The organism is Geodermatophilus sp. SYSU D00758 (assembly GCF_054049955.1).
Genome location: NZ_JBJGYK010000029.1, coordinates 25,747 through 52,272, shown reverse-complemented (window position 1 = coordinate 52,272; position 26,526 = coordinate 25,747). Strand labels below are relative to the sequence as shown.

General features: G+C 77.4%; 31 protein-coding genes and 1 riboswitch. Of the genes, 18 read left to right on the top strand and 13 right to left on the bottom strand.

Annotation, left to right across the window (positions count from 1 at the left end):
* Positions 1-188 precede the first annotated feature (188 nt).
* The 6 genes from ACI8AC_RS18715 (at position 189) to ACI8AC_RS18690 (ending at position 6,917) form a co-directional block, all read left to right on the top strand.
* Entirely contained in the window at positions 189-899 is a 711-nt protein-coding gene (locus ACI8AC_RS18715; RefSeq protein ID WP_456899345.1) for a bacteriorhodopsin, read from the top strand.
* 13 nt (positions 900-912) lie between these two features.
* Entirely contained in the window at positions 913-2,079 is a 1,167-nt protein-coding gene (locus ACI8AC_RS18710; protein ID WP_456899342.1) for a precorrin-3B synthase, read from the top strand.
* Between the two features lie 91 nt (positions 2,080-2,170).
* Positions 2,171-2,794 (top strand): precorrin-8X methylmutase, encoded by a 624-nt coding sequence (locus ACI8AC_RS18705; protein ID WP_456899341.1) that lies wholly within the window; start codon positions 2,171-2,173, stop codon positions 2,792-2,794.
* Positions 2,791-4,344, top strand: coding sequence for a precorrin-2 C(20)-methyltransferase (locus ACI8AC_RS18700; RefSeq protein WP_456899340.1), 1,554 nt, complete (start codon positions 2,791-2,793; stop codon positions 4,342-4,344). Before ACI8AC_RS18705 ends, ACI8AC_RS18700 begins: the two co-directional genes overlap by 4 nt.
* 122 nt (positions 4,345-4,466) lie before the next feature.
* Positions 4,467-5,636: a pre-mycofactocin synthase MftD gene (mftD, locus tag ACI8AC_RS18695; RefSeq protein WP_456899339.1), complete on the top strand. Its 1,170-nt coding sequence runs from the start codon at positions 4,467-4,469 to the stop codon at positions 5,634-5,636.
* A gap of 45 nt (positions 5,637-5,681) precedes the next feature.
* On the top strand, positions 5,682-6,917 hold the full coding sequence (locus ACI8AC_RS18690; protein ID WP_456899338.1) for an MFS transporter: 1,236 nt from the start codon (positions 5,682-5,684) through the stop codon (positions 6,915-6,917).
* Here the strand turns inward: ACI8AC_RS18690 and ACI8AC_RS18685 are convergent.
* A complete protein-coding gene (locus ACI8AC_RS18685; protein ID WP_456899337.1) occupies positions 6,908-7,519 on the bottom strand; it encodes a flavodoxin family protein in 612 nt (203 codons plus the stop codon). The genes ACI8AC_RS18690 and ACI8AC_RS18685 overlap by 10 nt on opposite strands.
* Before the next feature lie 155 nt (positions 7,520-7,674).
* Between ACI8AC_RS18685 and ACI8AC_RS18680 the strand changes: the two genes are divergently transcribed.
* Positions 7,675-8,064, top strand: coding sequence for a hypothetical protein (locus tag ACI8AC_RS18680; RefSeq protein ID WP_456899336.1), 390 nt, complete (start codon positions 7,675-7,677; stop codon positions 8,062-8,064).
* Here the strand turns inward: ACI8AC_RS18680 and ACI8AC_RS18675 are convergent.
* Positions 8,033-8,788 carry a cobalt-precorrin-6A reductase gene (locus tag ACI8AC_RS18675; RefSeq protein ID WP_456899335.1) on the bottom strand — a complete coding sequence of 252 codons (756 nt, stop codon included), beginning with the start codon at positions 8,786-8,788 and terminating at the stop codon, positions 8,033-8,035. The genes ACI8AC_RS18680 and ACI8AC_RS18675 overlap by 32 nt on opposite strands.
* Positions 8,789-8,814: 26 nt before the next feature.
* Between ACI8AC_RS18675 and ACI8AC_RS18670 the strand changes: the two genes are divergently transcribed.
* Entirely contained in the window at positions 8,815-9,906 is a 1,092-nt protein-coding gene (locus tag ACI8AC_RS18670; protein WP_456899334.1) for a cobalt-precorrin-5B (C(1))-methyltransferase, read from the top strand.
* A gap of 44 nt (positions 9,907-9,950) precedes the next feature.
* On the opposite strand, the gene cobM is transcribed toward ACI8AC_RS18670, so the two are convergent.
* From cobM to def, 3 genes are read right to left on the bottom strand one after another with little or no spacing between them, the layout of a single operon-like run.
* Positions 9,951-10,691 carry a precorrin-4 C(11)-methyltransferase gene (gene cobM, locus ACI8AC_RS18665; protein WP_456899333.1) on the bottom strand — a complete coding sequence of 247 codons (741 nt, stop codon included), beginning with the start codon at positions 10,689-10,691 and terminating at the stop codon, positions 9,951-9,953.
* On the bottom strand, positions 10,688-11,896 hold the full coding sequence (gene cbiE / locus ACI8AC_RS18660) for a precorrin-6y C5,15-methyltransferase (decarboxylating) subunit CbiE (RefSeq protein WP_456899332.1): 1,209 nt from the start codon (positions 11,894-11,896) through the stop codon (positions 10,688-10,690). The genes cobM and cbiE overlap by 4 nt, the downstream gene beginning before the upstream one ends.
* Positions 11,893-12,450 (bottom strand): peptide deformylase, encoded by a 558-nt coding sequence (gene def / locus ACI8AC_RS18655; RefSeq protein ID WP_456899331.1) that lies wholly within the window; start codon positions 12,448-12,450, stop codon positions 11,893-11,895. Before def ends, cbiE begins: the two co-directional genes overlap by 4 nt.
* A gap of 126 nt (positions 12,451-12,576) precedes the next feature.
* Here def and ACI8AC_RS18650 point away from each other — a divergent pair, with 126 nt between their 5' ends.
* Positions 12,577-13,533: a cobalamin biosynthesis protein gene (locus tag ACI8AC_RS18650; RefSeq protein ID WP_456899330.1), complete on the top strand. Its 957-nt coding sequence runs from the start codon at positions 12,577-12,579 to the stop codon at positions 13,531-13,533.
* Here the strand turns inward: ACI8AC_RS18650 and ACI8AC_RS18645 are convergent.
* Positions 13,508-13,774 (bottom strand): hypothetical protein, encoded by a 267-nt coding sequence (locus ACI8AC_RS18645; RefSeq protein ID WP_456899329.1) that lies wholly within the window; start codon positions 13,772-13,774, stop codon positions 13,508-13,510. The genes ACI8AC_RS18650 and ACI8AC_RS18645 overlap by 26 nt on opposite strands.
* A 61-nt stretch (positions 13,775-13,835) precedes the next feature.
* Here ACI8AC_RS18645 and yczR point away from each other — a divergent pair, with 61 nt between their 5' ends.
* The 5 genes from yczR (at position 13,836) to ACI8AC_RS18620 (ending at position 18,789) form a co-directional block, all read left to right on the top strand.
* Positions 13,836-15,284, top strand: coding sequence for a MocR-like transcription factor YczR (gene yczR, locus ACI8AC_RS18640; protein ID WP_456899328.1), 1,449 nt, complete (start codon positions 13,836-13,838; stop codon positions 15,282-15,284).
* A gap of 154 nt (positions 15,285-15,438) precedes the next feature.
* Entirely contained in the window at positions 15,439-16,143 is a 705-nt protein-coding gene (locus ACI8AC_RS18635) for an ANTAR domain-containing protein (protein WP_456899327.1), read from the top strand.
* A 117-nt stretch (positions 16,144-16,260) separates the two neighbouring features.
* Positions 16,261-16,926, top strand: coding sequence for a lysophospholipid acyltransferase family protein (locus ACI8AC_RS18630; protein WP_456899326.1), 666 nt, complete (start codon positions 16,261-16,263; stop codon positions 16,924-16,926).
* Positions 16,923-18,422 carry a cobyric acid synthase gene (locus tag ACI8AC_RS18625; protein WP_456899325.1) on the top strand — a complete coding sequence of 500 codons (1,500 nt, stop codon included), beginning with the start codon at positions 16,923-16,925 and terminating at the stop codon, positions 18,420-18,422. Before ACI8AC_RS18630 ends, ACI8AC_RS18625 begins: the two co-directional genes overlap by 4 nt.
* Before the next feature lie 28 nt (positions 18,423-18,450).
* Positions 18,451-18,789, top strand: coding sequence for a hypothetical protein (locus ACI8AC_RS18620; protein ID WP_456899324.1), 339 nt, complete (start codon positions 18,451-18,453; stop codon positions 18,787-18,789).
* Between the two features lie 27 nt (positions 18,790-18,816).
* On the opposite strand, the gene ACI8AC_RS18615 is transcribed toward ACI8AC_RS18620, so the two are convergent.
* The gene (locus ACI8AC_RS18615) at positions 18,817-19,206 is read right to left on the bottom strand and encodes an acyl-CoA thioesterase (protein WP_456899322.1); all 390 of its coding nucleotides are present in this window, start codon (positions 19,204-19,206) and stop codon (positions 18,817-18,819) included.
* A 33-nt stretch (positions 19,207-19,239) separates the two neighbouring features.
* Between ACI8AC_RS18615 and ACI8AC_RS18610 the strand changes: the two genes are divergently transcribed.
* Positions 19,240-19,839, top strand: a complete 600-nt coding sequence (locus tag ACI8AC_RS18610; protein WP_456899321.1) for an MSMEG_1061 family FMN-dependent PPOX-type flavoprotein — start codon at positions 19,240-19,242, stop codon at positions 19,837-19,839.
* Positions 19,840-19,871: 32 nt separating this feature from the next.
* A complete protein-coding gene (locus ACI8AC_RS18605; RefSeq protein ID WP_456899320.1) occupies positions 19,872-20,297 on the top strand; it encodes a VOC family protein in 426 nt (141 codons plus the stop codon).
* A 54-nt stretch (positions 20,298-20,351) separates the two neighbouring features.
* Here ACI8AC_RS18605 and ACI8AC_RS18600 read toward each other — a convergent pair whose 3' ends face one another.
* Complete coding sequence (locus ACI8AC_RS18600; RefSeq protein WP_456899319.1) at positions 20,352-20,549, bottom strand: hypothetical protein; 198 nt, start codon at positions 20,547-20,549, stop codon at positions 20,352-20,354.
* Between the two features lie 170 nt (positions 20,550-20,719).
* Between ACI8AC_RS18600 and ACI8AC_RS18595 the strand changes: the two genes are divergently transcribed.
* Together ACI8AC_RS18595 and ACI8AC_RS18590 are read left to right on the top strand one after the other, a co-directional pair.
* On the top strand, positions 20,720-21,310 hold the full coding sequence (locus ACI8AC_RS18595) for a type II toxin-antitoxin system PemK/MazF family toxin (protein WP_456899318.1): 591 nt from the start codon (positions 20,720-20,722) through the stop codon (positions 21,308-21,310).
* A gap of 932 nt (positions 21,311-22,242) precedes the next feature.
* Positions 22,243-22,977, top strand: a complete 735-nt coding sequence (locus tag ACI8AC_RS18590; protein ID WP_456899317.1) for a class I SAM-dependent methyltransferase — start codon at positions 22,243-22,245, stop codon at positions 22,975-22,977.
* Here ACI8AC_RS18590 and ACI8AC_RS18585 read toward each other — a convergent pair.
* The 5 genes from ACI8AC_RS18585 to ACI8AC_RS18565 form a co-directional block, all read right to left on the bottom strand.
* Positions 22,967-23,230, bottom strand: a complete 264-nt coding sequence (locus ACI8AC_RS18585; protein ID WP_456899316.1) for a hypothetical protein — start codon at positions 23,228-23,230, stop codon at positions 22,967-22,969. The genes ACI8AC_RS18590 and ACI8AC_RS18585 overlap by 11 nt on opposite strands.
* A 78-nt stretch (positions 23,231-23,308) precedes the next feature.
* Entirely contained in the window at positions 23,309-24,382 is a 1,074-nt protein-coding gene (locus tag ACI8AC_RS18580; protein WP_456899315.1) for an AI-2E family transporter, read from the bottom strand.
* A 17-nt stretch (positions 24,383-24,399) separates the two neighbouring features.
* A complete protein-coding gene (locus ACI8AC_RS18575) occupies positions 24,400-25,485 on the bottom strand; it encodes an AbrB family transcriptional regulator (protein WP_456899314.1) in 1,086 nt (361 codons plus the stop codon).
* Positions 25,482-25,775 carry a transcriptional regulator gene (locus tag ACI8AC_RS18570; RefSeq protein ID WP_456899313.1) on the bottom strand — a complete coding sequence of 98 codons (294 nt, stop codon included), beginning with the start codon at positions 25,773-25,775 and terminating at the stop codon, positions 25,482-25,484. The genes ACI8AC_RS18575 and ACI8AC_RS18570 overlap by 4 nt, the downstream gene beginning before the upstream one ends.
* Entirely contained in the window at positions 25,772-26,218 is a 447-nt protein-coding gene (locus ACI8AC_RS18565; protein WP_456899312.1) for a hypothetical protein, read from the bottom strand. Before ACI8AC_RS18565 ends, ACI8AC_RS18570 begins: the two co-directional genes overlap by 4 nt.
* 104 nt (positions 26,219-26,322) lie before the next feature.
* Positions 26,323-26,449, top strand: a riboswitch (cobalamin riboswitch).
* The last annotated feature ends 77 nt before the right edge of the window (positions 26,450-26,526 follow it).

Below are 26,526 nucleotides of genomic sequence, written 5' to 3'. Positions count from 1 at the left end.
GCGGGCCGCGCGGATCCGCGGCCCGCCGCGGGGCGTCCACCTGCCGGCGACGCGGAAGGCCCGGGTGGTGAACTTCGAGAACCCCTTCAGCCACGGCTTCTTCCAGTACACGATCGTCTCGCACGTCGTCACGCTCGGGTACGCGGCGATGCCGCCGGGCTGGTCGGCTTCGTGCTGACGAGCAAGAACTGCCCCGCTACCAGCTCTCGTCGACGCTGTCGGCGGTCGTGATGGTGTCGGCGTTCCTGGAGCTGCTGGTCATCTCCCTGCAGTGGCGCAGCTCCTTCGCGTGGGACGGCGAGGCCTACAGCCGGTCCGACGCGCTGTTCAGCAACGGCTACCGCTACATGAACTGGTCGATCGACGTCCCGGTCCTGCTCACCCAGCTGCTCATCGTGCTCGGCGTGACCGGTTCCGCCTTCCGGCGGGGCTGGATCACCTTCACGGTCGCCGGGCTGGCGATGGTCTACACCGGGTACGCCGGGCAGTTCTACGAGGTGGAGCGCAGCGCCCCCTTCTGGGTCTGGGGCTCGGTCAGCACCGTCTTCTTCCTGGTCGTCCTCGTGCTGGTGTACCGCACCGTCTTCGGCAACGTCGGCCGCCTGCCCGAGGAGGTCCGCCCGCTCGTCCGCGGCGTCTGGTGGCTGCTGCTGGTCTCCTGGATGCTCTACCCGGGGGCCTGCCTGATGCCGGCGCTGTGGGACTCCGCGGACGGCGTGGTCGCCCGGCAGATCACCTACACCGTCGCCGACGTCGTCTCCAAGGTCGTGTACGGCATCCTCCTCGCGGTGGTCGCCCGCAAGGTGAGCAAGCACGAGGGGCACGACGAGGGGGTGGCCGCGGACGTCACCCTGCCCCGGGGTGGCATCACCGAGGTGGGCGCACCGGGACGGGTCTAGCCTCGGCAGCGCCATGACCGTGCCCGCCCCGGCCCGCACCCGCGCCGACACCTGCCCGGGGGCGCTGCAGACGCACCCCGCCGCCGACGGCCACCTGGCCCGCGTCCGGGTCCCGGGCGGGCTGCTCTCCGCGACCCAGCTCCGGGCCCTCGCCCGCGCGGCCGCCGAGCTCGGCGACGGCGCGCTGGAGCTGACCAGCCGGGGGAACGTGCAGCTGCGGGGCCTGGCCGACCGCGCCGGGAGCGAGCTCGCCGGGCGGCTGGCCGCCGCCGGGCTGCTGCCCAGCCCGGCCCACGAGCGGGTGCGCAACGTGCTCGCCAGCGTGCTCACCGGGCGGGCCGGCGGGCTGGCCGACGTCCGCCCCTGGGTGCGCGCGGTGGACACCGGCCTGTGCACCGACCCGCGGGCCGCCGAGCTGCCCGGCCGGTTCCTCGTCACGCTGGACGACGGCCGCGGCGACGTGGCCGGCGCAGGAGGGGACGTCGGCCTGCGGGTGCTGCCCGGTGGCCCGGTGGCGCTCACCCTGGCCGGCCGGGACAGCGGCCTGCGCGCCGCACCGGAGGACGCCCCCTGCCTGGCCCTCGCCGCGGTCTCCGCCTTCCTCGACGAGCGCGCCGCGCAGGGCGGCACCGCCTGGCGGCTGGCCGAGCTGGCCGACGGCCCGCGCCGCGTCGCCGGGCGGCTCGGCGCGGCCGGTGCCCTCCCCGGCGCACCGGCGCCGTCCGCGGGCCCGCAGCCCTCCGGGGAGGTGTGCCAGGACGACGGCCGGACCGCGCTGGTCGCCGTCGTCCCCCTCGGCCGGCTGACCGCGGACCAGGCCGCCGCGGTGGCCGGGCTGGCCGCCGAGGTGCAGCTGACGCCCTGGCGCGGGGTGGCCGTCCCCGACCTCGACGCGCCGGCGGCCGCGGCCGCCACCCTGACCGGCGCGGGTCTGGTGCTCGACCCGGGCAGCCCGTGGCTGCGGGTCACCGCGTGCGCCGGCCTGCCGGGGTGCGCCCGGAGCCTGGCCGACGTCCGCGCCGACGCGGTGGCCGCCGTCGCCACCGGGTCGCTGCCCGCCGGTGGCGCGCGGCAGCACTGGGCCGGCTGCGCGCGGCGCTGCGGCCGGCCCCGGGGGGACGTCGTCGACGTCGTGGCGACCGGTAGCGGGTACCGGGTGGAGCGCACCGCCGGCGGCTGAGCCGTCCACCGGTGGGGACCACCCGGCCGGCGCCGAAGTAGCCTCCTCCCGCCATGACTCCTGACCCCGCCAGCGACCCCGCCGCGCGCCCGTGAGGTACGAGTACGAGCGGGACGGCGCCGAGATCTACCGGCAGTCGTTCGCCACCATCCGCGCGGAGACCGACCTGACCGGCCTGCCCGAGGACGTCGCCCGCGTCGCGGTGCGCATGGTGCACGCCTGCGGCCAGGTCGACCTGGTCGCCGACCTCGGCTGGTCCGACGGCGTGGTCGCCCGTGCCCGGGCCGCCCTGGACGCCGGCGCACCGGTGCTCTGCGACGCGCACATGGTCGCCGCGGGCATCACCCGCCGGCGGCTGCCGGCCGGCAACGAGGTGGTCTGCACGCTGACCGATCCGCGGACCCCCGGGCTGGCGGCCGAACTCGGCACCACCCGGACGGCGGCCGCGCTGGAGCTGTGGCGCGACCGGCTGGCCGGGGCGGTGGTGGCCGTCGGCAACGCCCCGACGGCGCTGTTCCACCTGCTCGAGATGGTCGCCGCGGGGGCGCCCCGGCCCGCTGCGGTGGTCGGCGTCCCCGTGGGCTTCATCGGCGCCGCGGAGTCCAAGGACGCCCTCGCCACCTCCGACCTGCCGCACCTGGTCGTCCGCGGCCGGCGCGGCGGCAGCGCGATCACCGCGGCGGCCGTGAACGCGATCGCGAGCGACGAGGAATGAGCGGACCCGGCCGCGGGAACGGGGAGCGCCGGGGCACCGGCCGGCTGTACGGGGTGGGGCTCGGGCCCGGCGACCCCGAACTGGTCACCGTCAAGGCCGCCCGGCTGATCGGGGCGGCCGACGTGGTCGCCTTCCACGCCGCGCGGCACGGCCGCTCGGTCGCCCGCGCGCTGGCCGAGCCGTACCTGCGCCCCGGGCAGGTCGAGGAGCTGCTGGTCTACCCGGTCACGACCGAGGGCACGGACCACCCCGGCGGCTACCAGGGCGCGATCGACGAGTTCTACGAGGCCGCCGCGGCCCGCCTGGCCGCGCACCTGGACGCCGGCCGCGACGTCGTCGTCCTCGCGGAGGGCGACCCGTTCTTCTACGGGTCCTACATGCACATGCACAAGCGGCTGGCCCACCGCTACCCGACCGAGGTGGTGCCCGGCGTGACCAGCGTCAGCGGCGCGGCCGCGGCGGTCGGCCGCCCCCTGGTCGAGCGCGACGAGGTGCTCACCCTGCTCCCGGGGACCCTGCCCGCCGACCGGCTCGCCGAGGAGCTGGCCCGGACCGACTCGGCCGCGGTGCTCAAGCTGGGCCGCACCTTCCCGCAGGTGCGCGCCGCCTTCGAGGCGGCCGGCGTCCTCGACCGGGCGCTCTACGTGGAGCGGGCGACCTCCGACCGGCAGCGCACCCTGCCGCTGGCCGAGGTCGACCCGGGGTCGGTGCCCTACTTCTCCCTCGCCCTGCTGCCCAGCCCGCTGACCGGGCCGGCGCCGGGGTCGGTCCCGGCGCGGCCCGCGGAGGCGCCGGCCGGGGAGGTCGTGGTGGTCGGCCTGGGCCCCGGGTCGCGGGCCTGGACCACCCCGGAGGCCGCCGACGCGCTGGCCACGGCCGACGACCTGGTCGGCTACGGCCCCTACCTGGACCGGGTCGCGGTCAACCCGCGGCAGCGCCGCCACCCCAGCGACAACCGGGTCGAGGCCGAGCGGGCCGCCCACGCCCTGGAGCTGGCGCGCTCCGGGCGGCGGGTGGCGGTGGTCTCCAGCGGCGACCCCGGCGTGTTCGCCATGGCCGCGGCGGTGCTCGAGGTGGCCGAGCGGCCCGAGTTCACCGGCGTGCCGGTGCGGGTGGTGCCGGGGCTCACCGCGGCGCAGGCGGTGGCGGCGCGGGCGGGGGCACCGCTCGGGCACGACTTCGCCGTCCTGAGCCTCTCCGACGTCCGCAAGCCGTGGGCGGTCGTGGTGGACCGGCTGCGCCACGCCGCCGCCGCCGACCTGGTGATCGCGCTCTACAACCCGCGCTCGCGCACCCGGCCGCACCAGCTGGCCGAGGCGCGGCAGGTCCTGCTCGAGACCCGGGCGCCGGGGACGGTGGTCGTCGTGGGGCGGGACGTCGGCGGGCCGGAGGAGCGGGTCACCGTGACCACCCTCGGGGAGCTCGACCCGGAGACCGTCGACATGCGCTGCCTGGTGCTCGTCGGCTCCTCGCGGACGCGGGTCGGCCCCGGCGGGGCGGTCTGGACGCCGCGCACCTACGAAGGACCCCGCCCTCCCCACCCCTCGTAGAAGGCCCCTGGACGGAGCCCCGTGACACTCAGTGCCACGGATGGCACCATGACCCGGACGTGGCGGGCGTCACCGGGTGCGGACCGACGCCGGCCGGACGGCAGCGGAGCCCGGAGGAGCCCATGGCGAGCACGAGGGACTGGTTCGAGACCGTCGAGGAGGCCCGGTACCGCGCGAAGAAGCGCCTGCCGCGCTCGGTCTACCTGGCGCTGGTCGCCGGCACCGAGAAGGGGCTGACCGCCGACGACAACGTCGCCGCCTTCGACGAGATCACCTGGCGCCCGCACGTGGCCGACCTGCACGCCAAGCGCGACACGGCCACCACCGTCATGGGGCAGGAGGTCTCCATGCCGGTGCTGATCTCGCCCACCGGCGTGCAGGCGGTGCACCCCGACGGCGAGGTGGCCGTCGCCCGCGCCGCCGCGGCCGAGGACGTCGCGATGGGCCTGTCCTCCTTCGCCAGCAAGCCGGTCGAGGAGGTGGGCGCGGCCCACTCCAAGCTGTTCTTCCAGATGTACTGGGTCGGCTCGCGGGAGACGATCCTCGCCCGTGCCGAGCGGGCCCGCGCCGCGGGCGCCAAGGGCCTGATCATGACCCTGGACTGGTCGTTCGCCTCGCGGCGCGACTGGGGCAGCCCGCCGATCCCCGAGAAGATCGACCTCAGGAACGCGGTCAGGTTCGCCCCCGAGGTGCTGCGCAAGCCGGCGTGGCTGGCCACCTACCTGCGTACCGGCTCCATCCCCGAGCTGAGCGTGCCGAACCTGGCCCTCGACGGGCAGGAGCCGCCGAACTTCTTCGGCGCCTACGGCGAGTGGATGGGCACCCCGCTGCCCCGCTGGGAGGACGTCGCCTGGCTGCGCGAGCAGTGGGACGGGCCGTTCATGCTCAAGGGCATCACCCGCGTCGACGACGCCCGCCGCGCGGTCGACGCCGGCGTCACGGCCATCTCGGTCTCCACCCACGGCGGCAACAACCTCGACAGCACCCCCGGCGCGATCCGCTCCCTGCCCGCGGTCGTCGAGGCCGTCGGGGACCGGGTCGAGGTGGTCATGGACGGCGGCGTCCGGCGCGGCGGCGACGTGGTGAAGGCGATGGCCCTGGGCGCCAAGGCGGTCATGATCGGCCGGGCCTACCTGTGGGGCATGGCCGCGAACGGCGAGCGCGGCGTCCAGAACGTCCTGTCGATCATCCGGCAGGGCATCGACGAGGCGCTGCTGGGCCTGGGCAAGTCGTCGGTGCACGAGCTGACCCGGGAGGACGTCGTCCTGCCGGCCGGCTTCGAGCGCCGCTGACCGCCGCCGGGAATGCCACCGCGGCGGGCGGGCTTGTCGGCTGACGTGCCCTCCCGTCGCGTTCCCCGGGCCGTCTCGTTCTGGACGGCGGGCGCCCTGCTGGTCCTCGTGCTGGCCGCCTCCGGGATCCCCTCGCCGCTCTACCGCGTCTACCAGGAGCGGTTCGGGTTCTCCTCGGGCGTGCTGACGACGGTCTTCGGCATCTACGCCCTCGCCCTGCTCGCGGCCCTGCTGGTGGTGGGGGCGCTGTCCGACCACGTCGGGCGCCGCCCGGTCCTGGTCGCCGGCCTGCTGCTGCAGGCGGTGGCCAGCCTGCTGTTCCTGGCCGCGGACGGCGTCGGGTGGCTGCTGGCCGCCCGCGTCGTGCAGGGCCTGTCGGTGGGGTCGCTGACCGGTGCGCTGGGGGCCACGCTGCTGGACTTCCAGCGCAGCGACCGGCCGAAGGGCCCGCTGCTCAACAGCGCCTCGCCCGGGCTCGGGCTGGCCCTCGGGGCGGTCGCCGCCGGCATCGCCGTCGAGGCCCTGGCCTCGCCGACCGACTGGGTCTTCGGCACCATGACCGCGCTCTTCGCCGGCGCCGCGCTGCTCGTGCTGGTGCTGCTCCCGGAGTCCTCGCCCCGGGTGCCCGGCGCGCTGGCCTCGCTGCGCCCGCGGGTGCGCGTCCCCCGCGCCCAGCGCGGGGCCTTCCTCGTCGCCGCCCCCTGCCTGGTGGCGCTGTGGGCGCTGGGCGGGCTCTACCTGTCGCTGGGCCCGTCCCTGGCCGCCGACGTCTTCGGCATCGAGGACCACGCCCTCGGCAGCCTGCTGCTCGTTGCGGTCAACGGCATGGGCGTGATCGGTTCGGTGTCCCTCTGGCGGGCCCGCGCGGACACCGCCATGCTCACCGGCTGCCTGGTCTTCGCCGCGGGGGTGAGCGCCACGGTGGTCGCCGTGGCGGTCGGCAGCGTGGTCCTGCTCTACGCCTCCGCCGTCGTCTCCGGGTTCGGCTTCGGCGCGGCCTTCCTCGGCGCCATCGCCGTGGTCACGCGCGGCGCCGCGCCCGGCGAGCGCGGGGGGCTGCTGTCGGGCGTGTTCGTCGTCGGGTACCTGGCCTTCAGCATCCCGGCGATCGGCGCCGGCCTGGCCGCCGGCGCGGTGGGGCTCGAGCGCACCACCGAGGTCTACGGCGCGCTGGTCGTCGTCCTCGCCCTGTCCGCGGCGGCCGGGCTGCTGCGGCGGCGCCGCGTCGAGCGCCGCGCCGCGGCCGCCGCGCGGCCGGAGGCGGTGCCGGCTCAGCTGTAGGGGTGGTCCTTGAGCAGCCGGGCCAGGTGGGCGGTGTTGGCCGCCAGCGTGCTGGTCGTGGAGGCCACCGCCTCGGGGGTGCGGTCCAGCTCGAGGTAGTCGGTGCCCCCCATGGCCTGGTCGTTCCAGTAGGTGGCGGCCTGGGCCGGGATCGTGAACCCGATGTCGTCGAGGCCCTGCATGAGGTCGGCGGAGATCTTGTGCGCGCCGTCCTCGTTGCCGACGACCGCCACGCAGGCCACCTTGCCGCTGATCAGCGGGCGTCCGGAGTCGTCGGTCTCCGACAGCTCGCCGTCGAGGCGCTCGAGCACCCGCTGGGTGACGCTGCTCATGTGGCCCACCCAGGTCGGGGTGGCCACGACGAGGATGTCGGCGGCCATCATCCGCTCCCGGACGGCGGGCCACTCGTCGCCGTCCCCCATGTCCACCTCGACACCGGGCCGCACGTCGTGGTCCACGACTCGCACGACGTCACCGGCGACCCCGTGGTCGGCCAGGGCGTCGAGCACCTCCCGGGCGAGCTTCTCGCTGCTGGAAGGCGCGGGAGAGGGCTTGAGGCTGCACACGAGGGCGAGGGCGCGGAGGGACGCGGTCTGGCTCATGGGACCGGCCGTGCCCCATCCGGCCGCATGCCACACGTCCGGGCGGCGCCTGAGGGCGAGAGCACCGCGCGCGGGACGAGCGCGACGAGGGCTCTGGCGCGTCTCCGCGGAAGGTGCTCCGATCTTCAAACAACCGCCGCCGCCCGGGAGCTGCCATGACGCGCACCACCGACCCCGCCGCCCTCCCCCGTGCCGTCGCACTCCGGCCCCTGCAGGCCGCCGGGGTCCTGTCCGTGCTCGTGCTGGGCTGGCAGTTCGTCACCGCCGGCCGGATGCTCGGCGGGGCGGACGTGCTCACCGGGCACGGCGTGGGCGCGGTGGCGCTGCACGTGAGCACCGGGCTGCTGCTCGCCGCCGCGGCGCTGCACGGCCGCGCGACCGGCACGTGGTGGCCGGCCGTGGTCAGCGGGGCGGTCTTCCTGCTCACCTTCGTGCAGGCGGCCATCGGCAGCGCCGGCGACATGGCCGTGCACGTGCCGCTGGCCCTCCTGCTCGCCGTGGGCACCGCGTGGGTCACGGCCTGGGCGTTCCGGCCGGTGGGCTGAGGGTCGCGCGCACCCAGGCCAGCGCCTCCCCCACCGTCGCCACCGCGCGCACCCCCGCGGGCAGCGGGGGCCGCCGCACGAGGACGACCGGGACGCGCAGCGCGCGGGCCGCGGCCAGCTTGGCCGCGGTCATGCCGCCACCGCTGTCCTTGGTGACCAGCACGTCGACGCCGTGCTCGGCCATCAGCGCCCGCTCCTCCCCGGGGGTGAAGGGGCCGCGGGCGAGCACCACCGTGGTGCGGGCCGGCAGGGGCGGCGCCGGTGGGTCGACGGCGCGGACCAGGCAGCGCCCCGTCAGCCCGGCGAAGGCGGCCAGGCCCTGCCGGCCGGTGGTGAGGAAGACCGACCCGTACCCGCGCACGGCGGCGGCCGCCTCCTCCAGGGTGCCCACCCACCGCCAGTCGTCCCCGGGCCCCGCCGTCCAGCCGGGCCGCTGCAGCCGCAGCAGGGGGGTGCCGGTGGCCGCGGCGGCCGCCGCGGCGTGCGCGGTCATCGTCGCGGCGAACGGGTGGGTGGCGTCCACGAGGGCGGCGACCCCGCCGAGCTCGGCGGCCAGGCCCTCGACCCCGCCGAACCCGCCGACCCGCACCGCGCCGGCCGGGAGCACCGGCTCGGCCACCCGGCCGGCCAGCGAGCTGGTCACCGCGATCCCCTGCTCGACCAGGCGCCCGGCCAGCCGCCGGGCCTCCCCGGTGCCCCCGAGCACCAGCACCCGGCCGGTCACCGGCCGGCCCCGTGCATGCTGGTGCGGTGACCGAGGCCGGCCGTGAGCGCAGCACCGGGCTGCGCTACGGCTGGACGACGGGGGCGTGCGCCACCGCCGCGGCGACCGCCGCCTACACCGCGCTGCTGACCGGCGAGTTCCCCGACCCCGTGCAGATCCACCTGCCGGGCGACCGGCACCCGGTGTTCGCGCTGGCCACCGAGTTCCTCGGTGCGGACGAGGCCGGCGCCGGCGTGGTGAAGGACGCCGGCGACGACCCCGACGTCACCCACGGCGCGCTGGTCTCGGTGACGGTGCGGCCGGCGGCACCCGGGGCGGGCGTGGTCTTCCGGGCCGGGCCGGGCGTCGGGACGGTCACCAAGCCGGGGCTGCCGCTGGCCGTGGGCGAGCCCGCGATCAACCCGATGCCGCGGCGCTTCATCGGCGAGCACGTGGCCGCGGTCGCCGCGCGGCACGGCGGCAGCGGGGACGTCGTCGTCGAGGTGTCGGTGGAGCACGGCGAGGAGCTGGCCCGGCGGACCTGGAACCCGCGGCTGGGCATCCTCGGCGGGCTGTCCATCCTGGGCACCACGGGGGTCGTCGTCCCGTACTCGTGCTCGTCGTGGATCGACTCGATCCGCCGCGGGGTCGACGTGGCGCGGGCGGCCGGGCGCACCCACGTGGCCGGGTGCACCGGGTCCACCAGCGAGCGGACCGTCGCCGCGCTGTACGGCCTGCCCGAGGACGCGCTGCTCGACATGGGGGACTTCGCCGGGGCGGTGCTGAAGTACCTGCGCCGGCACCCGGTGCCGCGGCTGACCGTCGCCGGCGGGATCGGCAAGCTGGCCAAGCTGGCCGACGGCCACCTCGACCTGCACTCGGCGCGCTCGCAGGTGTCCACCGCCGCGCTGGCCGACCGGGTGGCCGCCGCGGGCGGTCCGGCCGAGCTCGTCGCCGGCGTGCGGGAGGCGACCACGGCCCTCGACGCGCTGCGGCGGTGCCAGGCCGCCGGGCTGCCGCTGGGCGACCTCGTGGCGGCCGGTGCTCGGGACACCGCGCTCGGCGTGCTGCGCGGCGCCCCGGTGGCGGTCGACGTGGTCGTCGTCGACCGGGCGGGGGCGGTCGTCGGCCGCGCCTGAGCGGAGTGCGCCAGCACAGGTTTCCTGCGCACCCGCACTCCGCATCAGCGGGGGCGGGTGGTCGAGTAGAGGTGGCTGTCGGGGAACTGCGCGGCGGTCAGCACCGGGCCGACGACGACCACCGCCGTGCGCCGCACCCCCGCGGCCTCGACCTGCGCGGCGATGTCGCCGAGCGTGCCGCGCAGCACCAGCTCGTCGTCCCGGCTGGCGCGGGCCACCACCGCGACCGGGCCGTCGGCGCCGTAGTGCTCGGCGAGCTGCGGGGCGAGTTCGGCGATCCGCTGCACGGCCAGGTGCAGCACGATGGTGGCGCCGGTGGCCGCGTAGGCGGCCAGCTCCTCACCGGGCGGCATCGGCGTCGACCGCGCCGAGGTCCGGGTGAGGACGACGGTCTGCCCCACCCCGGGCACCGTCAGCTCGCGCTTCAGCGCCGCCGCGGCCGCGGCGAAGGCCGGGACCCCGGGCACCACCTCGTAGGGCACCCCGGCCGCGTCGAGCCGGCGCACCTGCTCGGCCATCGCGCTCCAGATCGAGGGGTCGCCGCTGTGCAACCGGGCCACGTCCAGCCCCGCCTCGTGCGCGGCCACGAGCTCGGCGGTGATCGCGTCGAGGTCGAGGTCGGCGGTGTCGACCAGCCGGGCGCCGGGCGGGGCGGTGCCGAGCAGCTCCCGGGGCACCAGGGCGCCGGCGTACAGGCAGACCGGGGCGGCGGCGATGATCCGCGCCGCCCGCAGGGTGACCAGGTCGGCGGCCCCCGGCCCCGCCCCGATGAAGAACACGGTCATGGCTTCCGGACCGCGTAGATCGTCACCGGCATGGCGGGCTTCCAGCCGGTGAAGCCGCCCACCGGCTCGGCGCGGTGGACGGCGATGCGCACCAGCTCCCCGCCCACCCGGGCGTGCCAGGCGGCGAGCACGGCCTCGCTCTCGACGGTGACCGCGTTGGCGGCCAGCCGCCCGCCCGGCGGCAGCGCCTCCCAGCACGCGTCGAGCAGCAGCGGGGTGGTCAACCCGCCGCCGATGAAGACCGCGTCGGGGGCCGGGAGCCGGGTGAGCACCTCCGGGGCGTGCCCGTGCACGACCCGCAGGTACGGGACGCCGAGCCGCGCGGCGTTGCGGGCGATCCGCTCGGCCCGCGTCGCGGAGGCCTCCACGGCGACCGCGCGGGAGGTGGGGTGGGCCCGCATCCACTCGATGCCGATGGACCCGGACCCGGCGCCGACGTCCCACAGCAGCTGGCCGGGCACCGCGGCCAGGCGGGCCAGGGTCACCGCCCGGACCTCCGAGCGCGTCAGCTGGCCGTCGGACTCGTAGGCGGCGTCGGGCAACCCCGGCGTGGTGGGCAGCGGGAGCGTGCCCCGGTCGGCCCGGCACTCGACGGCGGTGACGACCAGCGCGGGCGCCGGCTGCGACCAGCCGGCCGCGGTGCCGGTGCGCACCTCCTCCTCCGGGCCGCCGAGCCCGCCGAGCACGGTGAGCCGGCTCTGCCCGTAGCCGCGCTCGGCCAGCAGCGCCGCCACCTGGGCCGGTGTGCCGCCGTCGGAGCCGAGGACCAGCAGCCGCCGGCCCGGCTGGACGTGCGGGTGCAGCAGCTCCACCGGCCGGCCGACCAGGCTGACGACGTCGGTCTCCTCGACCGCCCAGCCCAGCCGGGCGCAGGCCAGCGACACCGACGAGGGCGCGGGGAGCACCCGCACCCGGTCGTGCCCGAGCAGCCGGGTGAGGGTGGTGCCGATGCCGGAGAGCATCGGGTCGCCGCTGGCCAGGACGACGACCGCACGGCCGGCGTGCTCCTCCACCAGCCCAGACAGGGACTCGGTCAGCGGCGAGGGCCAGGGCACCCGCCGGGCGGTCACCGACGGCGGGACGAGGTCCAGCTGCCGGGTGCTGCCGAGCAGCACCTCGGCGCGCTCGACCTCCGCCCGGGACGCCGGGGCGAGCCCCTCCCAGCCGTCGGCCCCGATGCCGACCACGACCAGCGGGGCGCTCACGCGGGCAGCTCCCCCTCCGGGCCCGCCGCCTCGGCCAGCAGCCGTTCCCGCAGCTCGGCGGGGAGCCGGTCGACGTAGACGGTGCCGTCGAGGTGGTCGACCTCGTGCTGGAGGCAGCGCGCGGCCATCCCGGTCGCCTCCAGGGAGACCGGCCGGCCGTCGGCGTCCACGCCGTCGACCCGGGCGCGGAAGGCCCGAGGCAGCTCGGCGTACGGGCCGGGCACGGACAGGCAGCCCTCCTCGGTGACCTCCTCGGCCGGCTCCCCCTCGTGCGGCTCGAGGACGGTCAGCTCCGGGTTGACGACGTAGCCCACGACGTCCTCCCCGCGGGCGTCGGGGCAGTCGATGACGAAGACCCGGGCGTCCACGCCGATCTGGTTGGCCGCCAGCCCCACGCCGTCGGCGGCCTCCATCGAGGCGAACATGTCGAGGACCAGGCGGCGCAGGTCCTTGCCGAAGTCGGTGACCGGCGCGCACGACCGGTGCAGGACCGGGTCGCTGCCGTAGGTGACGATCGGCCGGGCAGTGCCGGAGTACCGGCCGGGCAGGCGCATGACCGCCGATCCTAGGGAGCCCCCGCTGCGCGGGGCCTGGTGCGCCGCCCCGGCCGCTCCGCCCGGGGTGCCTCGTGCTCTGCTTGCCGCGCGCACGCAGCGCACGAGGTCGCGGGGAGGTGCACGGTGGGCTCGCCGACCGCCGCCGGGCTGGCCCTCGGGGCCCTGGCCGACCTGCTGCTCGGCGATCCCCGGCGCGGGCACCCGGTCGCCGGCTTCGGCCGCCTCGCCACCGCCCTGGAGCGCCGCACCTGGCGGGACTCGCGGGCCACCGGAGCCGGGTACGCCGGGCTCCTCGCGGGCGGTGCGGCCGGCGCGGGCCTGGTGCTGGACCGCGCCACCCGCGGCCGGCCGGTGCTGCGGACGGCGGTGACCGCCGCGGCCACCTGGACGGTGCTCGGCGGCACCTCGCTGGGCCGCGCGGCGAGCGCGCTGCACCGGGAGCTGGACGGCGGTGACCTGCCCGCGGCGCGGTCCCTGCTGCCGGCGCTCGCCGGCCGCGACCCGAGCACCCTCGGCGCGGGCGAGCTCGCCCGGGCGACCGTCGAGTCGGTCGCGGAGAACACGTCGGACGCCGCCGTGGCACCGCTGCTGTGGGGGGCGGTCGCCGGGCTGCCGGGCCTGCTCGGCTACCGCGCGGTCAACACCCTCGACGCCATGGTCGGCCACCGCTCCCCCCGGTACGCCCGGTTCGGCTGGGCCGCCGCGCGCGCCGACGACGTCGCCAACTGGCTGCCCGCCCGGCTCACCGCCGCCCTCACCGTGGCCGCGGCCCCGGTGGTGGGCGGGTCGGCGGCCGGGGCGCTGCGCACCTGGTGGCGGGACGGCGCCGCGCACCCGAGCCCGAACTCCGGCCGGTGCGAGGCCAGCCTCGCCGGCGCGCTGGGCCTGCGCCTGGGCGGCCGCAACGTCTACGGCGAGCGGGTGGAGGAGCGGCCCGCGCTCGGCACCGGCCGGCCCGCGGGCCCCGACGACGTCCCCCGCGCGGTGCGGCTGTCGCGGGCGGTGTGGCTGTCGGCCGCCGTCCTCACCGCCGCCGTGCGGGCCGCCGCGCGCGTCACCGCAGCACGGGCCCGCGGGTAGGCAGCGGGCGCGCCGGCGTGCGGCGGCGCCGCGGCGCGCCGCCACCGGCCGGCCGCCGGCGCGGGGTCAGCGCGCTGCGCGGCTCGGGGAGCACCGGGAAGCCGGCGGGGTCGGTGCGCGGGTGGCTGGCCGGCGGGTCGCCGGGCCCCCGGCCACCGCGCAGGGTGACGACGAGGGTGGCGGCCGACAGCCAGGCCAGTCCGAGCAGGGTCAGGGTCACGGCGACGATCCCGAGGGTCATGAGCAGAGACTGGCACCACCGGGGGTGGACGATCCCGGTCCACTGCGGCATGGTGGCCTGCATGCCACCCCGGGCAGACCAGTCCACTTCCGCGGTCGAGCTGGCCGCCCTGCTCGGCCCGGTGGAGGAGGTGCCCGGCCCGCGGTACGCGGCGCTGGCCCGCCGGGTCCGCGAGCTGCTCACCTCGGGCGCGCTCCCCGTGGGCAGCCGGCTGCCGGCCGAGCGGGAGCTGGCCGCCGTGCTGGGCGCCAGCCGGGTGACCGTCGCCTCGGCCTACCGGCAGCTGCGCGAGGAGGGCTACGCCGCCACCCGGCACGGCTCCGGGACGGTCACCGAGCTGCCCGCGACGGGGTCGGTGTGGCACCTGCCCACGACCGATCCCGGGCTGCTCGACCTGGCGCACGCCGCGCCGGAGGCCGCTCCGCAGCTGGTGCAGGCCTACGCGGCCGCGCTCGCCGCGCTCCCCGCCCACGTCGCCGGGCACGGCTACGCACCGGGCGGGCTCCCCGAGCTGCGCGCGGCGGTCGCCGACCGCTTCACCGCCCGCGGCCTGCCGACCGACCCCGCCCAGGTCGTGGTCACCGCCGGCACCGGGGACGCCACCGCGCTGGTGGTCGAGACCCTGCTGCAACCCGGCGACCGGGTGCTGGTCGAGCACCCGACCTACCCCGGCGCGGTGGAGCTGGTCGCGGCGGCCGGCGGCCGGTGCGTGCCGGCCGCGGTCGACCCGGACCGGCCGGACGACCTGGTGGGCACCGCGGCCCTCGTGGCCCGGCAGAGCAGCCCGCGGCTGGCGTTCCTCATGCCGGACTGGTCCAACCCCACCGGGGCGCGGCTGTCGGCGGCGGGCCGCCGGCGGCTGTCGGCGACGCTGTGGCAGCACGGCGTCCTGGCCGTCGCCGACGAGGTCACCGCCGAGCTGCACCTGGACGGCGACCCGCTGCCGCCGTTCGCGGCAGGGCTGCCCGACGCGGCGACGGTGACCGTCGGCGGGCTGTCCAAGGCCGTGTGGGGTGGCCTGCGGATCGGCTGGGTCCGGACCGACGCCGTCCTGGCCGGCCGGCTGGCCGAGTCGCTGGGCCGTCGCCAGCTGTCGGTGGGCGTGCTCGACCAGCTGGCGGCCGCCGCGCTGGTCCGCGACCTCGACGCCGTGCTCGGGGAGCGCCGGCGACTGCTGCGGGAGCGCCGCGCGGTGCTGCTCGAGGAGCTCGGCCGCCGGCTGCCGGACTGGCGCCCCACCCGGCCCGGCGGCGGCCTGTCCCTGTGGTGCCGGCTCCCGGTCGGCACCAGCTCGGCCGCCCTCGCCGCGGCCGCCGCCCCCCGGGGCCTGCTGCTCGCCGAGGGCGCGGCGTTCGGCACCGGGCACGCCTTCGACGACCACCTGCGGCTGCCCTTCACCCTCCCGGCGCCGCGGCTCCGGGAGGCGGTGGCGCTCCTGGCCGAGGTCGACGCCGAGGTCCGCCGCCGGCCGGGCGGCGTCGTCCGGAGCCGGCCCATGACCGTCGTGTGACGTCGCGCCGGGCAGACGTGCGGGACCCCCGCGCTCGTCGTACCGTCTCGGCAACGGAGCGTCCCGGTGGCCCTGCGGGCACCGGTGACGGCGGGTCCAACACGCGGCCCCGGCGCTCCCCGCCGACCTGGTCGGCCCCAGCAGGTGGGAACCCATGACCTCGACCCGCTCCCCTGCCCCCCCGCACCCGCACCGGCCCGCGCTGGCGGCGGTGGCGCACGGCCCCACCGTGCGCCGAGCCGCGGGGCGCTGGCGCCACGACCTGCGCACCGGTCGCTGGTCGTGGTCACCGGAGACCGCCGCCCTGCTCGGCCTGCCCCCTCGCGGCGGGCGGCCCTGCGGTGAGCTGCTCGTGCACGCGGTGCACCCGGCCGACCGGCCCCGCGCCAGCGCGGCCCTGGCCGGCGCGGAGCGGGGCCGGCCGTTCAGCCTCCAGGTGCGCCTCTCCGGGCAGGACGGCCTCGCGCAGCCCGCCGTGCTCGTCGGCGAGCCGTGGGTGGACGACGCCGGCGGGACGCAGGCCGTCGACGGCCTGGTCGCCGTCCTGAGCACCCCGCCGGCCCGGCCCTTCCACGACGAGGACCGGGTGGCCGGCCTGGAGGTGGAGGTCGAGCAGCTGCGCACCGCCATGGCGAGCCGGGCCCCGATCGAGCAGGCCAAGGGCATCCTCATGCTGCTCACCGGGTGCGGGGACCGGGTCGCCTTCGACCTCCTGGCGCACATCTCCAGCAACAGCCACCGGAAGGTGAGGGACGTGGCGCTGGCCATCACCCGCTCCGCCTGCGGGCAGGAGCCGCTACCGGAGGACGTGCGGGTGCTGATGCGGGACGTCTGCCCGCCGGGGCCGACCGGGCGCTGAGGACGGGACCCGACCGCGCCGGGCGCACCCCGGGCGGAGGGCGGCGGCCGGGCGCGGGAGGATGCCGCTGTCGCCGGCGGCCGCCGGCGAGCCCCCGAGCCGAGAGGGCAGCCCGGCGTGCTCTACCTCCTCGTCCGGTTCCTGCTGCGCCCGCTGTTCCGCGTCGCGCTGCGCATGCGCGTCACCGGTAGCGAGCACGTGCCGCCGACCGGGCCGGTCATCCTGGCCAGCAACCACCTGTCGTTCATCGACAGCATGGTCATCCCCCTCGCCGCCCCCCGGCGGGTGCACTACCTGGCCAAGGCCGAGTACTTCACCTCGCCCGGCGTGGGCGGGTGGCTGACCAGGACGCTGTTCACCGCGCTCGGCGCGATGCCGGTGGAGCGGCAGACCCACCGCGCGGCGCAGGAGGCCCTGGACACCGCCCTCCGCGTGCTCCGGGACGGCGAGGGCTTCGGCATCTACCCCGAGGGCACGCGCTCGCGCGACGGGCGGCTGGCCCGGGGGAAGACCGGGGTGGCCTGGCTGGCGCTGACCGCCGACTGCCCCGTCGTCCCCGTGGCCGTGGCGGGGACCGACCGGGTGCAGCCGGTGGACTCGCGGTGGCCGCGCCCGCACCGGGTGTCGGTCACCTTCGGGCGGCCGCTGACCTTCCCGGAGCACCGCGGGATGGCCGGTAACGGCCGGGCCCGCCGCGCGGTGACCGACGAGATCATGCTGGCCATCGCCGACCTGTCCGGCCAGGAGAAGGCCGGCTGGGGCCGGCCGCGCGAGGTCGCGTGAACGGCGCGCTCCTCGTCGCCGGGACCACCTCCGACGCGGGGAAGTCCCTGGTCACCGCCGGCCTCTGCCGGTGGCTGGTGCGCCAGGGGGTGTCGGTCGCGCCGTTCAAGGCGCAGAACATGAGCAACAACGCCGGGGTGACCGCCGACGGCGCCGAGATCGGCCGGGCGCAGATCGCGCAGGCCGCGGCCGCCCGGGTCGAACCCGAGGCGGCGATGAACCCGGTGCTGCTCAAGCCCGGCGGGGAGGACTCCAGCCAGGTCGTCGTCCTCGGCCGGCCGGTCGCCGAGGTCACCGCGCTCTCCTACCGGCCGATGAAGGCGGCGCTGCTGGAGCAGGTGCTGGCCTGCCTGGCCGACCTGCGGTCGCGCTTCGACGTGGTGGTGTGCGAGGGCGCGGGCTCCCCCACCGAGATCAACCTGCGCGCCGACGACATCGCCAACATGGGCCTGGCCACCGCGGCGGGGCTGCCGGTGGTCGTCGTCGGCGACATCGACCGCGGCGGGGTGTTCCCCGCCCTCTACGGCACCCTCGCGCTCATGCCGCCGGCCGACCAGCGGCTGGTCGCCGGCTTCCTGGTGAACAAGTTCCGCGGCGACGTCCGGCTGCTGCGGCCGGGCCTGGAGACGCTGACCGGGCTGACCGGGCGCCCGGTGCTCGGCGTCCTGCCGTGGCTGCCCGGGCCGGCGCTCGACGTCGAGGACTCCCTCGGCCTGGACGCCGCCCTCGGCGGGGCGGGCACCCCGCACGGGGCGGACGTGCTCCGGGTCGCCGTCGCGCGGCTGCCCCGGCTGTCCAACTCCACCGACCTCGACGCGCTGGCCGCCGAGCCCGGGGTGCTCGTCCGCTTCGCGACCCGGCCCGAGGACCTCGCCGACGCCGATCTCGTCGTGCTGCCCGGCAGCCGCGCCACGGTCGCCGACCTGCGCTGGCTGCGGGAGACGGGGCTGGCCGCGGCGGTCGCGCGGCACGCCGCCGGCGGCCGGCCGGTGCTCGGCGTCTGCGGCGGCCACCAGATGCTCGCCCGGAGCATCACCGACGACGTCGAGTCGCGCGCCGGCACCGTCCCCGGCCTGGGCCTGCTGCCCACCGACGTCCGGTTCGCGGGGGAGAAGACGCTGGGCCGGCCCTCCGGCTCGGCCCTCGGGGAGCCGGTGCACGGCTACGAGATCCACCACGGGGTGGTGACCGTGGACGCGGGCTCCGGCGAGCCGTTCCTCGACGGGGTGCGGGCCGGGGCGGTCTTCGGGACCAGCTGGCACGGGGCGCTGGAGAACGACGGCTTCCGGAGGGCGTTCCTCGCCCTGGTGGCGCGCCTGGCCGGCCGGGCGTTCGTGCCCGCCCCCGACACCGACTTCGCCGCCGTCCGGGAGGCCCGGCTGGACCGGCTCGGCGACCTGGTCGCCGAGCACGCCGACACCGACGCGCTGTGGCGGCTGGTCGAGTCCGGCGCGCCCCCGGACCTGCCGCTGCTGCCGCCCGGCGGCTCGCGCTGAGCCCTCCGCCCGGTGCCACGATGCGGCCGTGGACGATGCGGCCGTGGACGATGCGGCCATGGACGACGCGGCCGGTGACGGGGACGACGTCCCCCACGTGAGCGCCCTGGCGATCAACGTGACCATCCCGGAGGCCCTGCGCTGGACGGACACCCGGCGCGGGGAGGAATTCCGGCTGACCACGCTGGACGTCCGGCTCCTCCCGGACGGGCACCTCGCGGCGAAGGCCTACGGCCGGCCGACCGCCGGCGGGCGCGGCACGTACGTCTCGTTCCCCGTCCCCGACCGGGCCGAGCTGCGGGCGCTCGTGGCCGGCGCCGCCGGCCGGGCCGGGGAGCTGTGGAGCGCCCACCGCGGTCTCGGCTGACGCGGCGCCGGCCCGCCCGGCCCGGGCTCAGCCCGCGGCGAGCCGCTCGCGGACGTCGTCCGGCCACGGCTGCGGTGCGCCGTCGCGGACGCAGACGTAGGTGGTGCGGACGACGCAGCACACCCGCTCCCCCACCTGGACGGTGAACCGGACGGTGGCGCTCGTGCGCCCCACCTTCTCCGTCCCCGCGTCCACGGTCACGGTGTCGCCCCAGCGCGCGGACGACGACCACTCGAGGGTGCTGGCCTTCACCACGGGGTCGATCCGGCGGTCGACCAGCTCCGCCCAGGACAGCCCCATCGACGCCCACCAGCCGTTGGAGGCCTCGTCGGCCCAGGTGAGGTAGTGGGCGTTGAAGACGATGCCCTGCTGGTCGCACTCGACGTACCGGACCGGGGAACTCCACCGTGCAGTCACGGCGGGCAACCGTAGCCGGGCTACCGTGCGGGCATGGAGACCGCGCCCGGCGTCCTAGCCGGCTACCGCTCGCCGTCCCGGCTCGTGCAGGACAAGGTGATCGACCACCTCGACCGGCACTGCGCGGCCTTCATCGCCCTGTCGCCCTTCGCGACGCTGGCCACGGCGGACGCCGAGGGGTGGCCCGACGTCTCCCCGCGCGGCGGGGACCCGGGCTTCGTGCGGGTGCTCGACGAGCACCGGCTGGCCCTGCCCGACCGGCCGGGCAACAACCGGGTGGACAGCCTCCGCAACGTGGCGGCCAACCCCCGGGTCGCGCTGCTCCTCCTCGTGCCCGGCATCGAGGAGACGCTGCGGGTCTTCGGGACGGCGGCCCTCGCGCCCGCGGAGGAGCTCGGCGTGGACCTCACCGAGTTCGGCCGCGAGCCGCGCTCGGTGATGGTCGTGCAGGTGACCCGGGCCTACTTCCAGTGCGCCAAGTCGGTGATGCGCTCGGGCCTGTGGGACCCCGAACGGCGGGTGCCGCGCACGGCGTTCGCGCCGATGCGCGAGGTCTTCGCCGACCACTGCCGGCTCACCACGCCGCTGCCGGACGACGCCGTGATGCGAGCCGGGCTCGCCGAGGAGCTGTAGGACCGTCGGTGCGCGGGCCTACGGTCCGCACCGTGGCGACCGACGTGCAGATCGTGGTGGACTGCGCCGACCCGCACGGGCTGGCGGACTGGTGGGCCGAGGCGCTCGGCTGGCAGGTGGAACCGCAGGACGAGTCGGTGATCCGCGGCGCCCTGGCGGCCGGGGCGGCGACCGAGGAGGACACGACGACGCACCGCGGCGCGCTGGTCTGGCGCTCGGGCGCGGCCCTGCGCTCGCCCGACCCGGGGCGGCCGCGGGTGCTGTTCCAGCTCGTCCCGGAGGCCAAGACGGTCAAGAACCGGGTGCACCTGGACCTGCACGTCGGCGAGGACCGCCGGGAGCCGGAGGTGGCCCGCCTGGTGGCCGCGGGGGCGACGGAGCTGCACCGCGCCGCGCAGGGGCCCTTCTCGTGGGTGACGCTCACCGACCCGGAGGGCAACGAGTTCTGCGTGGCGTGAGTGCTGCGCGTGGTGGGTCGCGCCCGGCGTGCGGCCCGCTCCCCGCTGCGCGGGTCAGCTGGCCAGGACGTCCCGGGCCAGGCGGCGGTTGGCCACCGCACGCTCGGCGAGCGCCCGGCGGCGCTCCTGCCGGCTGCGCCGGTCGGTGCCCAGGTAGCGCGCGTCCTCCACGAGCTGGAAGGCGGCCAGCACGCTCGCCTTCACCTCGCGTCCCCGTGGTGCCGCCGGGGGAACCGGCTCGGCCGAGGTCATCGCGACCCCCCTCTCCCGGGGCGCGACTGTTCACCCCCGTGTCGACATGGTGCCCCCGTATCGGCAGGTCGAACCGCAGCGGCGCCGGATTGGTGCCCGTGTGACACGGGTGACAGGTGGTGCACCCCGCCACGCCCGGGAGCCGGGACGGACCCGTACGGTCCTCGTCCGTGGCGAGCACCGGGCGGCGACTGGTCGGACTGCTGCGCGCGGCGCTGGGGCCTGCCCTGGGCGCCGCCCGGGACGCCGCTTCCCGGCCCGCGGAGGGTGCGCGGCGCCGCCGCAGCGCCCGCCGCACGCCCCGACCGGCCGCGCCGGCCCCTGCGGACGGGTCCCGGACGGGCGCCGTGCGCGACCTCGACGGCCCGCTCGGCGAGGCCGACCTCTCCTACCGCCCGCGGGACGACGGCCGCCCCGACCCCGGCGAGGTCGTGTGGGCGTGGGTCCCCTTCGACGAGGGCGACGGCCGGGGCAAGGACCGCCCGGTCCTCGTGGTCGGCCGCCGCGGCGCCGACCTGGTCGGGCTGATGCTGTCCAGCCAGGACCACGACCGCGACGCCGCCGACGAGGCCCACCACGGGCGCTACTGGATGGACGTGGGTCGCGGGGGCTGGGACCCTCGCGGCCGGCCGAGCGAGGTGCGCCTGGACCGCCCGCTCCTGCTGCCCGCGGGGGCGACCCGCCGGGAGGGGGCCGCGCTGGACCGGGAGCGCTTCACCGCCGTGGTGGAGGCCGCCCTGGCCCTCGACCGCCGCCGCTGACCGGAGCGCCCACCACCGCGCCGCGGTCCGCGCACCCGACGGCCGGCGGGCCCTCCGGCCGGTCTCCCCTGACGTGGATCGGCACCGCGACGGGCCGCTCACCAGCCGTCTCGTCGGGCTGGCTCGTCGGCCGTCTCGTCGGCCGGTGATGTGCGATCGCGGCGGAGTTCCCGCGGATCCCGCACCGCGGCTGCACATCACCTGACCGCTACGTCGCGGGTCCAGCAGCAGGCCGACGCCCTGGTCCAGATGTGTGACAACCAGCTCGCCGCCGGGCACCTGCCCACCCTGCGCACCGTCAAGCCGCACGTCGCCGTGGTCATCGCCGCCGCCGACCTGGTCGACCCCAGCACCGGCCCGGGCGCCGCCGAGTTGGGCTTCGGCGCCACGATCTCCGCCGCCCGGGCCCGCTGGCCGGCCTGCGACGGCGCGGTCACCCGCATCGTCCTGGGCCCCGACGGCACCCCCCTCGATGTGGGGCGCACCCACCGCGTGGTGCCACCCCACCTGCGCACAGCGGTCGAGCGCCGCGACCGCGGCTGCGTGTTCACCGGCTGCGGCGCCCCCACCCACTGGTGCGACGTGCACCACATGCTCGAGTGGGCCCTCGGCGGGGAGACCAGCCTGGCCAACTCGGCGCTGCTGTGCGAGCGCCACTCGCACCTTCTGTCCACCACGGGTTCCGCGTCGAACTCCGACCCGACGGGCACTGGCGCACCCGGCGCCCCGACGGCACCGAGATCCGCATCCTGGCCCCACCGCTGGCCGCCGCCTGAACCCACCAGGTCCGGTCACACCCGGACCAGAGCCACAACCGCACACCGGCCGACCCACCCGTGCGCCGGGCACCCGGCGTGCCCGGCGATCGACGTACACGCCGGCGGCCGGAAAGCGTTCGACGGCCCGGCGCGGCGCCCGGCATGCTCCCCGGGGTGGACGCCGCCGCGGTCTTCTGGGCCCTGCACCGCGACCTCCCGCGCGAGGCCCCTGGCTCCGACGCCACGACGCGCGCGCTGCTCGACCTGGCCGGGCCGCCGCCGCCCGGCGCCCGGGCCGTCGACATCGGCTGCGGCCCGGGTCGCTCCGCGGCGGTCCTCGCCGAGGCCGGCCTCCGGGTGGTCGCGATCGACCTGCACGAGCCGTTCCTCCGCCGGGCTCGTCGAGCCGGGACGGCGGCCGCCCCGGTGGCCGTGGTGCGCGCCGACATGGCCGCGCTCCCCCTCCGGGACGGCACCGTGGACCTGGTGTGGTCCGAGGGCGCGGCCTACCTGGTGGGGGTCGAGGCGGCCCTGCGGTCCTGGCGCCGACTGCTGCGGCCGGGTGGCGTCCTCGTCCTCACCGACGCCGTCTGGACCACCGCCGCACCGTCAGCGGCGGCACGCGACTTCTGGGCCGGGTACCCCGGGATGCGGGACGCCCGCGCCCTCGCGGCGGCAGCCCGCGCCGCAGGCTACGACGTCCTGGCCGACCGCCTGCTGCCCGACTCCGACTGGGCGGAGTACTACGACCCGCTCGCCGCGGCCATCGCCGCCTGGCCGGGCCCGGACGAGGAGACCGCGGCCGCTCTGGCCGGGGCCCGGGCCGAGATCGGCCTGCGGCGGTCCCACGCCGGTGAGTACGGCTACGCCGCGCTCGTGCTCCGGGCGACCGGAGGGATCAGTCGCTGACGACGCCGTCGCGCACCGACGGCCGCGGCCGGACGTGGTAGACGCCGGCGGTCTCGCTCCACGAGGTGAGGTCGTAGCGGTGCACCACCTTCGGGCCGCCGTGCAGGTGGACGTGGGTGATCGTGGGCAGCGGCTGCCCGTGCCGGGCGTCCCGGATCTCGACCCGCCCGTCCAGCGGCCCGCCCACGAACAGCAGCACGGCGCCCTCCGTGCCGATCGGCTCCTCGGTCAGCTCGCTCCCCTCCCTGCGCACCCCGGCCAGGGTAGGCGCGTCCGACGCGGGACGACGCGGGACGACGCGGGACGGGGGACGACGGGGTCCTCCGCGGGCTCAGGCCGCGGAGGCCTCTCCACCGGCGACCGGCGGGGAGCCCCGCCGGACCCACAGCTCGTGCGCGGCAGCCGACGCGGCCGCGGCCAGCGGCACGAACAGCAGCGCGCCCGCCAGCCCCCACAGCAGCCCGCCTGCGGTGACCGCGACGAGGACCGCCGCCGCGTTCAGGGGCAGCCGGCGGCGCATCACCCACGGCTCGATGACGTCGTTGCCCACCTGCTGCACGACCAGGACCAGCACCGCCACCAGCGCGGCGTCCACCAGCCCACCCGACCCGTAGGCCACCACGACCGCCACCGCGCCGGCGACGAAGGCGCCGATCGTCGGGATGTAGGAGGCGAGGAACTGCAACGCCGCGAGCGTCAGGGCCAGCGGCACGCCGATCAGCAGCAGCCCCACCCCGATGCCGACCGCGTCGAACAGCGCCACGACCGTGAGCCCCCGGACGTAGGCGCCCGTGGTCTGCCAGGCGGCCCGCCCGGCGCCGTCGACGTCCTCGCGCACCCGCCCGCCGAACTTGCCGAGCAGCCACTGCCACATGCCGCGCCCGCTGACCAGGAAGAGGAACGCCAGGGCCAGCGCGAGGAAGGCCGCGATGAGCACCTCGCCGGCCGCCTGCAGCGGCCCCAGCAGGTCACCGACCGCCGTCGCGCCCCCGGACCCCTGACCGCCTCCCGAGCCCGCCGGCGACGGCAGCTCGATGCCGAAGCGCCGCGAGAGGTCGGAGGAGATGGTCGTGAGCTGGTCGCGCAGCTGCGGGAGCTGCCCGGCGATGCGGGCGCCGAGGCCCAGGGCGGCACCGGCCAGGGCGAGCACCAGCAGGCCCACCGCGGTCACGGCCGACACCGTGCGCGGCACCCCGTGCCGGTCGGCCCACTGCACGGCGGGGGTCGCGACGCCGGCCAGCAGCAGCCCGACGAGGACGGCGACGACCAGCGCGGTCAGCTTCACGGCCAGCCCGGCGAGCAGCCAGACCAGGACGGCGAGCACGAGGAGCCGGCCGCCGACGGCGGCGGAGCGCACGAGCCAGGCCGGGGCCGTGTCGGGGGCGGGATCGGGAACCATCGGCATCCACCACGGGTTCCTCGCTACGCCGCGGCGGACACATCCCGCCCACCCCGCCGCAGCCAGCGGGCCAGCAGCGGAGCGGTCAGCAGCATCACGAACAGCCGCAGGACCTGCACGGCGAGCACGAAGGTGGCGTCGGCGCCGCTGTCCCGCGCGGTCGCGAGGACGGCGTAGAGGCCACCCGGGGTGGTGGCGAGGTAGGCGTCCAGCGCGCTCGCGGAGGTGGTGACCGCGAGCACCCCGCCGAGCCCGGCGCAGCCGGCGACCAGCCCGAGGACGACCACCAGCGCCAGCGGCAGCGCCCGCCCGATGGTGCGCACGCTCTCGCGGGTGAAGTTCAGCCCGACCAGGAGACCGATGACCAGGAACGCCGCCTGCTCGAGCGGGACCGGCAGCCGCGCACCCTGCGCGAGGCCGGTGACGTCGAGGACGGCGGCCACCACCAGCGGACCGAGCAGCGCCGGCACCGGCACCCGCAGCAGCCGGGCGAGCAGCACGCCGGCGACCGCGCAGACCGCCGCGAACAGCAGCCCCGCCGGCCACCCGGGGCCGGCCTCGGTCACCACCGGGCCACCCGCACCGGGCCGGGCACCGTAGAGGACCGTCGCCGCCACCGGCATGAGGACGACGATCAGCAGCACCCGCAGGTACTGCAGGACGGCGACCATCCGGTCGTCGGCGCCGAGCTCCCGCGACATCGCGGTGATGCCGGACGCCCCACCGGCGATCATGGCGAACGCCCCCGTCACCGGGGTGATCCCGGGCTGCAGCCGCATCAGCAGGCCGGCCAGCACGCTGAGCGCGAGCGTCGCCACGGTGACCAGCAGCACCGGCAGCCAGTCGGCCCCGAGCGCCGCCAGGGTGCCCAGGTCGACCAGCGACCCGACGGAGACCCCGATCAGCGCCTGGGCCGCGGTCGTGGCCGGGCGGGTCACCGCGAGCCGCCGCCGGCCGGCCAGCCCGCGGGCCAGGCCGGCCAGCAGGCCGCCGAACAGGGACGGCGAGGGCAGGTCCGCGACGTCGAAGGCCAGCGTGGCCGCCAGCGCGCCGGTGACCACCAGCGCCCAGTCACCGAGCCGGGCGAGCCGTTCCCCCCGGCCGTTCACCCGCCGGTGATCCGGCGCAGCTCGGCCACGTGCGCGTCGAACGCCGCGCGCCCCGCCCGGGTCAGCGCGAGGCTGGTGCGCACCCGCGAGGCGATCGTCGCCTTGCCGATCCGCAGGTAGCCGGCCTCCTCCAGCTGCTTGACGTGCTTGGAGAGGACCGAGTCGCTCACCCCGAGCTGGTCGCGGACCGCGGCGAACTCCATGCTGTCGACGGCGGCGAGCAGCCCGCAGATCTGCAACCGCGGCGGCGGGTGGATGACCGCGTCGAAGCTCGGGACCACGGCGGTCACAGGGACCGGCGCATCTCGGCGACCAGGGCCTTGCCCCAGTACCGGCTGAACGCGGCGGCGGCCACACCCAGCACGGCCCCGGCCACCACCATGGCCCAGTGCTGGTCGAAGCCCTCGGCCAGCACGAAGGCCGTGACCAGGACGGGGAGCACGACCACGCACCACAGCGCCATCCCGCGGCCGTCGATGTCCACCCAGAAGCCGGTGATCCGGCGGTAGGCGGCCACCAGGGCGCCGAGCCCCCCGCAGAAGACCACGAGCGCCGGGAAGGTCACCCACGGGGAGTCGAGGGCGTAGGAGGACAGGAAGCCGAACAGCAGCAGCCCCAGCAGCACGTCGTACCACCACGGCTGCAGCGCCCGCTCGCCCAGCGCGGTCCGGTCGGCCCGCAGCGCGGCGAGCTGCGCGGCGGCAGCGTCCCGGTCGAGCGCGTCGCTTTCCATGCCGGAAAGCCTGCACCGTGACTTTCCGGTCCGTCAAGCCGTGGGCCCCTGTCGGTGCCCCGGGGGGGCATGGTGTGATGACCCGGCCACAGCGACGGCAGCGGAGGAAGCCCGGTGCGAATCCGGCGCGGTCCCGCCACTGTGACCGGGGAGCCCGATCCCAGGCTCCGCCACTGCTCCCCCGGGAGCGGGAAGGCGGGGACCGGGCGCTGATCCGGGAGCCAGGAGACTCCCGCCGTCGTCCACTGCCACTCCGGGCCACCGCGGATGTACGGACACCCGGGGAGAGGACGAGTGCGATGCGCTCC